The 6,828-nt window shown below is 70.3% G+C and carries 9 protein-coding genes; all 9 read left to right on the top strand.

Annotated features, from left to right (window positions below):
• Positions 1 to 61 precede the first annotated feature (61 nt).
• Complete coding sequence (locus tag GBZ26_RS25305) at positions 62 to 619, top strand: N-acetylneuraminate synthase family protein (protein ID WP_282184356.1); 558 nt, start codon at positions 62 to 64, stop codon at positions 617 to 619.
• On the top strand, positions 616 to 1,374 hold the full coding sequence (locus GBZ26_RS25300) for a cytidylyltransferase domain-containing protein (RefSeq protein ID WP_174441206.1): 759 nt from the start codon (positions 616 to 618) through the stop codon (positions 1,372 to 1,374). Before GBZ26_RS25305 ends, GBZ26_RS25300 begins: the two co-directional genes overlap by 4 nt.
• Before the next feature lie 15 nt (positions 1,375 to 1,389).
• Positions 1,390 to 1,623: an acyl carrier protein gene (locus GBZ26_RS25295; RefSeq protein WP_174441205.1), complete on the top strand. Its 234-nt coding sequence runs from the start codon at positions 1,390 to 1,392 to the stop codon at positions 1,621 to 1,623.
• 19 nt (positions 1,624 to 1,642) lie between these two features.
• Positions 1,643 to 2,461, top strand: coding sequence for an alpha/beta fold hydrolase (locus tag GBZ26_RS25290; RefSeq protein WP_174441204.1), 819 nt, complete (start codon positions 1,643 to 1,645; stop codon positions 2,459 to 2,461).
• Positions 2,458 to 2,736, top strand: a complete 279-nt coding sequence (locus GBZ26_RS25285; RefSeq protein WP_174441203.1) for a phosphopantetheine-binding protein — start codon at positions 2,458 to 2,460, stop codon at positions 2,734 to 2,736. Before GBZ26_RS25290 ends, GBZ26_RS25285 begins: the two co-directional genes overlap by 4 nt.
• Positions 2,733 to 3,926, top strand: coding sequence for an ANL family adenylate-forming protein (locus GBZ26_RS25280; RefSeq protein ID WP_174441202.1), 1,194 nt, complete (start codon positions 2,733 to 2,735; stop codon positions 3,924 to 3,926). The genes GBZ26_RS25285 and GBZ26_RS25280 overlap by 4 nt, the downstream gene beginning before the upstream one ends.
• Complete coding sequence (locus GBZ26_RS25275) at positions 3,923 to 4,654, top strand: SDR family NAD(P)-dependent oxidoreductase (RefSeq protein ID WP_174441201.1); 732 nt, start codon at positions 3,923 to 3,925, stop codon at positions 4,652 to 4,654. The genes GBZ26_RS25280 and GBZ26_RS25275 overlap by 4 nt, the downstream gene beginning before the upstream one ends.
• Positions 4,655 to 4,670: 16 nt before the next feature.
• Positions 4,671 to 5,759 carry a ketoacyl-ACP synthase III gene (locus tag GBZ26_RS25270; protein ID WP_174441200.1) on the top strand — a complete coding sequence of 363 codons (1,089 nt, stop codon included), beginning with the start codon at positions 4,671 to 4,673 and terminating at the stop codon, positions 5,757 to 5,759.
• A 166-nt stretch (positions 5,760 to 5,925) separates the two neighbouring features.
• On the top strand, positions 5,926 to 6,828 hold a 903-nt coding region (locus GBZ26_RS25265; RefSeq protein ID WP_425599364.1), incomplete at its 3' end, for a flagellin.

The raw sequence follows: 6,828 nt of genomic DNA, 5'->3' as shown, positions 1-6,828 counted from the left end.
CTCGGGCAAGCCCATGTTCCTCTCCTCCGGTCTCGCCTCGCTGGGCTAGCTCGCGGAGTCGCTGCAGGCGCTGGACGCGGCGGTCGACGCGCCGCTCCTCCTGCTCCATTGCGTCAGCGGCTACCCGACCCCGCCCGAGGACTGCAACCTGCGCACCATCCCGCATCTGGCGCAGGCCTTCGGCGTCGATGCCGGCCTGTCCGACCACACCCACGGCGCGGCGGTGCCGGTCGCCGCGGCGGCGCTGGGCGCGGTGGTGATCGAGAAGCATTTCACCCTGTCGCGCGCCGACGGCGGGGTGGACAGCGCCTTTTCCCTGGAGCCGGCGGAGTTCAAGGCGATGGGCGACTCCGTCCGCACCGCCTGGGCGGCGCTGGGCCGCGTCCATTACGGGGTGAAGCCGAGCGAGGCGGGCGGGCGCGGCTACCGCCGCTCCCTCTACGTCACCGCCGACGTGGCGGCGGGCGAGGCGCTGACCGCCGCCAGCGTCCGCTCCATCCGTCCCGGCTTCGGCATGGAGCCGAAGCATCTCCCCGCCGTGCTCGGCCGCCGCGCCGCCCGCGCGCTGAGGCGCGGCGAACCGCTGCATTGGGATATGCTGGCGCCGGAGGAGGAATGAGCGCCGCCATGGCCAAGCCGCGCGTCGCCTGCATCTCGCAGGCCCGCATGACCTCGACCCGTCTGCCCGGCAAGGTGCTGATGGAAGCGGCGGGGCGGCCGCTGCTGACCCATCATCTGGGCCGGCTGGCGCGCTGCCGGACGCTCGACGCGCTGGTGCTGGCGACCACGGTCAACGGCAGCGACGACCCGGTGGCGGGCTTGGCGGAGTCGCTCGGGGTGAAGGTTTTCCGCGGCGACGAGCAGGATGTGCTCGGGCGCTTCGCCGGGGCCGCCGCCATGGCCGAGGCGGATGTGGTGGTGCGGGTCACCGCCGACTGCCCGCTGATCGACCCGGCGCTGGTGGACCGCGTGGTGACCGCCTTTCTGGAGTCGGCGCCGTCGCTCGACTATCTCAGCCTGGACGTCACCCGCTTCCCGCGGGGGCTGGATGCGGAGGTCTTCACCCGCGCCGCTCTCGACGCGGCCGCCGCCTCCGCCGTCGAACCGGCGGAGCGCGAGCATGTCACCGCCCACCTTTATCGACGTCCGGAACTCTTCCGGATCGGCGCCCCCCTGGCGCCGGAGGACGGCACCGTCCTCGATCAGCGCTGGTGCGTGGACGAGGCCGCCGACCTGGAACTGGTGCGTCGCCTGCTCGGCGCATTGCTTCCCGAAAATCCGGACTTCGGCTGGCAGGATTGTTGCAATCTGCTGCGCCAGCACCCTGAATGGGCCGACCTGAACGGCAGCGTGCGTCAGAACACGCTCCACTGAAACGGAGACACCACCATGGACCGCAAGGAATTCCTGCTCGCGCTCGACGAGATGCTGGAGCTGGACGCCGGCACGCTGACGGGCCCGGAAGAGCTCGACTCGATCGACAGCTGGGACTCGCTGGCCGTCATCAGCTTCATCGCCCTGGTCGATGAGAAGCTCGGCCACGTCGTGGAGGGCGAGAAGCTCGTCAAGGCGAAGACGGTGGACGACCTGCTGGGTCTGGCCGGCATCGCCGTCGCCGCCTGATCCCGTGGTGAATGGCCCGGTGACGGCAAGGGTTGAGCGCTCTCCGCGGCGCGGACGGGTGGACATCGAGGGCGGTCCGGCCTCCTATCTGTCGATGGGGCAGGGCGGCGTTCCGGCTCTGCTGCTGCACGGCTTCGCCGGGGATTCGCTGACGTGGCAGTTCAACGCGGCGGCGCTGGCCGCCGACCGCCGGGTCCTGGCGGTGGATCTGCCGGGGCATGGCGCCTCGACCCTGGAGGTCGGGGACGGGCGGGTCGGCATCTTCGCGCCCTGGCTGCTGCGCCTGCTGGACGCGCTGGAGATCCCGCGCGTCCATGCGGTCGGCCACTCGATGGGCGGTTACGTCGGGCTGGAGTTGGCACGCCTCGCGCCGGAGCGGGTGGCGAGCCTGTCGCTGGTCGCCAGCGCCGGCCTCGGCCCCGACTTCGATCTGGAATTCCTGCGGAGGGTCACGTCGCTGGAGACGGCGGAGGAGGGGCGGGACTGCGCCGCGCGCCTGTTCGCCCGGCCGTGGCTGCTGGCGGGACGCGTGGGCGAGGTGATGCACGCCCAGTCCGCCGATCCCCGGCGCCGTGCCGCCCTGGAGCGGATCATCGACGGCTCCTTCGCGCAGGCCCACCGGTCGCCAAGCCCGGTGGACTGGACCGGTTTCCCGATGCCGATCCAACTGCTGTGGGGGCGCGAGGACCGCATCATTCCGGTGCCGACCGCCGACCGCCTGCCTCCGGGGGCGCCGCTTCATCTCTTCGACAAGGCCGGGCACTTGCCGCATAGTGAGGCGGCGACCCCCGTCACGGCCATCCTCCGCGACTTCCTTTCCGCATGCGACCCCCAATGACCGATTCCATGTTCGCGCTGATCGCCGAAGAGCTTGCCCGCATCGCCGCCGACAAAGGGGAAACCCTGCCGGCTCTCGGCCCGGACACGCGGTTCCTCGGCGGGGAGCTGCCGATCGACTCCCTCGACCTCGCCACCCTGCTGGTGGTGCTGGAGCAGCGCACCGGCCAGGACCCCTTCCGCGCCGGCTTCATCCAGTTCAACACGGTTGGGGAACTGGCGGCCCTCTACCGTTCGGTCCTCAACCGTCCAGACGTGTCGACCGGGTTCGCATGAACCGGCCCCCTCCTTCCTGGCTGCACCCCGGCGTCCGACTGATCGAGGCGGGGCGACGTGTCGGCTGGGCGGAGATCGCCGGGCAGGCCGACGCTTTCGAAGGGGCGTTTCGGGCTGCAGAAGGGCGGGTTGTTCTGCCGCCGCAGGGGGTGCCGGCCCTCGTCGCCGCGCTTGTCGCCGCCGAGCGGGTCGGGGTGGAACTGCATCTGTCGCGCCGCACGTCCGCGGAGACGGACGACAGGCCCCACCAGCCGGGCTTCGTGGTGGTGCTGGAGACCTCCGGCACCACCGGCACGCCGAAGCTGATACGCCACGACTTCCAGTGCCTGCGCGGACGCCTGCGCGGTGCCGCCGATCCGGACGCACGCTGGCTGCTGGCCTACGAGCCGGCGGCCTTCGCCGGGCTTCAGGTCATCCTGACGGCTTTGGCGGCGGGGGCGACGCTGGTGTCGGCGCCCGGCGCCGGTGCGGCGGAACTGGCACGCCTCGCCGTGAGGCACGCGGTGACCCACATCAGCGCGACGCCCAGCTTCTGGCGCACCTTCCTGCTGGCGCTCGACGGCGAGGCGCCGCCCCTGGCGGCCGTCACGCTGGGCGGGGAGGTTGCCGACCAGCCGCTGCTCGACCGTCTGGCAGAGCGGTTTCCGAACGCGAAATGCCGGCACATCTACGCCTCGACGGAGGCGGGAGCGCTCTTCGCGGTGGGCGACGGCAAGGCCGGCTTTCCTGCCTCATGGTTGGACGGCCGTATCGATGGGGTTGATCTGCGTGTCCGTGACGGCGTGCTGGAGGTGAGGAGCCCCCGCGCGATGCTCGACCATGAGGGGGAATGGCTGTCCACGGGCGACGTCGTGGAGGTTCGCGGCGACCGCGCGCTGTTCGCCGGTCGTCTCGACGGGCGGGTGAATGTCGGCGGAGTCAAGGTTTCGCCGGAGGCGGTGGAGCAGGTGCTGCTGGACGTGCCGGGTGTGCGGGATGCCCTGGTCCAGGCCGCGGCCAATCCGGTGACCGGCCACATCCTGACCGCCCAGGTGGTCCCGGCGCCGGGGGTGGAGGAGGCCGTTTTGCGCGCCGCCATCCGAAACGCCGTGGCCGACCTGCCGCCGGCCGCGCGTCCCCGTTTGGTCACCATGACCGGGTGCATCGTCCTGGGAGCGGCGGGCAAGAAGACGCGGAAGGGAACGGCATGAGCGGCAAACGCCACGTCATCGTCACAGGCGGCAGCCGGGGGCTCGGGCTGGGGCTGGTCGAGGCGCTGCTGAGCGAGGGCTACCGCGTGTCCACCTGCAGCCGCGCGCCGAGCAGGGCGCTGGAGCGGCTGGCCGGGCCGGACCTGTTCTGGGCGCCTTGCCGCATCGGCAATGGGGAGGAGGTGCGGGCCTTCATGGACGCCGCGCTGGACTGGGGCGGAGCGTCTCCATTGTGGGGATTGGTCAACAACGCCGGCATCGCGCGCGACGGGGTCCTGGCGACCTTTCCCGAGATCGACGTGGAGGAGGTCATCCAGGTCAACCTGGTCGGCGCCATCCAGGTCGCCCGCGCCTTCCTGCGCGCCAAGCTGGTGAAGCGGGGGCCGGGGCGGATCGTCAACATCTCGTCGATCATCGGGCAGCGGGGCTACACCGGCCTGTCCGCCTATTCGGCGTCGAAGGCCGGGCTGGACGGGCTGACCCGTGCGCTGGCGCGCGAGGTCGGGCGGCTCCAGGTGACCGTCAATTCGGTCGCGCCCGGCTATCTTGCCACTGAGATGTCGGGCACGCTGGCCGAGGGGCAGCGCGATCAGATCGTGCGACGCACGCCGCTGGGCCGGCTGGGCGAGGTGTCCGACGTCGTGCCGGTGGTGCGTTTCCTGCTGGGTGATGGGGCGGGCTTCGTGACCGGCCAGACCATCGTCGTGGACGGCGGCATCATCGGCTGACGGAAGGAGACGCCCCATGGTGGCCAGCGTGATCGAGGGCGTCGCCCTGACGGGAATCGTCGCCTGTGTTCCGGAACGGCGCGAAACGGTGGAGGATCTGGCCGCCCGCTTCGGCGAGGACGCCGCCCGGCGGATCGCCAAGGCCACCGGCATCGAGGCGCGTCATCTCGCGTCCCCTCATCAATGCACGTCCGACCTGGGAGAGGCGGCGGCGCGGCGTCTGCTGCACCGGCTGGGCTGGGCGGCGGACAGCGTCGATCTGCTGGTCATGGTCACCCAGACCCATGACCACATCCTGCCGGCCTCGGGCTATCTGCTCCACCAACGTCTCGGGCTGGGCAAGGGGGCGGCGGTGCTGGACCTGACGCTCGGCTGCTCGGGCTATGTTCACGGCCTGTGGACCGCTTCGGCGATGCTCAAGGCGGCGGGTGGGCGGCGCGCCCTGCTGGTCGCGGGCGACACGACGTCGCGCGTGCTCGACCCCGACGACCGCAGCGTGGCGCCGCTGTTCGGCGACGCCGCCACGGCGACGGCGCTGGCGACGGCGGGGGAGGCCGCGCCCATGACCTTCGCGCTGGGCAGTGACGGCACCGGCGCTCCCTACCTCGCCGTCCCCGGCGGCGGTCTGCGGCGGCCCGGCGAGCCTGCGCATCTTTTCATGGACGGCACCCAGGTCTTCGCTTTCACCCTGCGAGAGGTGCCGGGCAACATCCGCGCCGTTCTGGAGCATGCCGGCTGGACGATGGGGACGGTGGACCGGCTGGTCCTGCATCAGGCCAACGCCCAGATGATCCGCCACCTTGCGCAGAAACTTGGCGCCACGCCCGATCAGACGGTGGTCGGACTTGCCGGATTCGGCAACACGAGCTCGGCCTCCATTCCCCTGGCGCTGGCCTCCGAACTGGGGGAATCGCTGTGCGACGGTCCGCTGCGCCTCGTCCTGTCTGGCTTCGGCGTCGGCTGGTCCTGGGGAAGCGTGGCGCTGACCGCCGGTCCACTCGCCATTTGCGAGGTGATGGCGCTCGCCACAAGCCCGGCAGAATCTGCCGGGCTTGACGATCAACCGGCAAACGGTGCCGGGGCTGCGGCAATTTCTGCCGGGTAATCGGCAAAATTTGCCGACCTCAGATTTGCCGGGAGGCAGGAATTGCCTTTGCTGGCGGCAAATTCGATCTGGCCCATTTTTTGCCTACTGGTAGCCCGAGGGAATTAGTCCCTCTCCGTACGCGCAACGTCGTGCGGACTGACATCCTCCAAAAGGAGTGACTTCCATGGCTGCCAGCGACATCTCCCTCTCGTCGTCGATGCGCACGAACCTGCTGCAATTGCAGGGCGTGCAGGAGTCGATCGCGAAGAAGCAGAACATTCTCTCGACCGGCAACAAGATCAACACGGCCCTCGACGGCCCGACTTCGTTCTTCGCGGCGAAGGGGCTGACCCAGCGTGCGGGCGACCTCAGCGCGCTGAAGGACACGATGGGGCAGGCGATCAGCACCATCAAGGCCGCCGACAAGGGCGTGACGTCGATCGACGACATGATCGAGCAGGCGCGCGGCCTGACCACCGCCGCTTATTCCGCCCTGGGCACCGACGCCGGTGCAGTCGCCACCCGCAAGACGCTCGCTTCGCAGTTCAACGCGCTGAAGGAGCAGATCGACAAGCTGGCCGGCGACTCCGCTTACGGCGGCAAGAACCTGTTGGCCGGCAACGGCATGCGCATGGACTCCACCAGCGAGTCGCGCCGCGCCGTCAACACCATTCAGGGCATCGAGAACGCCCGCGTCACAAACGTGGTGTCGACCGACACCTACACGGTGCGCGTCAAGGGCGACGGCTCCATCGAGGGCGCGGCCGGCGAGATCAACAGCGCCGAAATGGCCCACGGCCTGGTCGGCCTGAAGCTGTCCGGCACGATGACCAGCACGGCGGGCAGCTTCTCCGACGTGCAGATCGAGGTCCGCGGCGCCTCGGGCCGCGAGCGGTCCTTCATCGTCACGGACGGCAACGAGTCGCGCACGATCACCTACTTCGACAACAGCCAGACCATTGCCGCCAACACGACGACGGCGGCCAAGACGGGCACCCCGCAGATCACCCAGGTGACTCTGGGCGGCACGATCGAAGCCGGCGACAGCTTCACCATCACCGTCGAAGACCAGACCTTCACCTACACC

It is taken from the genome of Azospirillum formosense (assembly GCF_013340925.1).
Lineage (GTDB): Bacteria > Pseudomonadota > Alphaproteobacteria > Azospirillales > Azospirillaceae > Azospirillum > Azospirillum formosense.
This window is presented reverse-complemented; position numbering and strand designations above follow the sequence as displayed.

Excerpts from the sequence above, each read along its gene's own strand:
- GBZ26_RS25300 (WP_174441206.1), top strand. The coding sequence starts at position 616 with ATGAGCGCCGCCATGGCCAAGCCGCGCGTCGCCTGCATCTCGCAGGCC.
- GBZ26_RS25285 (WP_174441203.1), top strand. The coding sequence starts at position 2,458 with ATGACCGATTCCATGTTCGCGCTGATCGCCGAAGAGCTTGCCCGCATC.
- GBZ26_RS25295 (WP_174441205.1), top strand. The coding sequence starts at position 1,390 with ATGGACCGCAAGGAATTCCTGCTCGCGCTCGACGAGATGCTGGAGCTG.
- GBZ26_RS25280 (WP_174441202.1), top strand. The coding sequence starts at position 2,733 with ATGAACCGGCCCCCTCCTTCCTGGCTGCACCCCGGCGTCCGACTGATC.
- GBZ26_RS25275 (WP_174441201.1), top strand. The coding sequence starts at position 3,923 with ATGAGCGGCAAACGCCACGTCATCGTCACAGGCGGCAGCCGGGGGCTC.
- GBZ26_RS25270 (WP_174441200.1), top strand. The coding sequence starts at position 4,671 with ATGGTGGCCAGCGTGATCGAGGGCGTCGCCCTGACGGGAATCGTCGCC.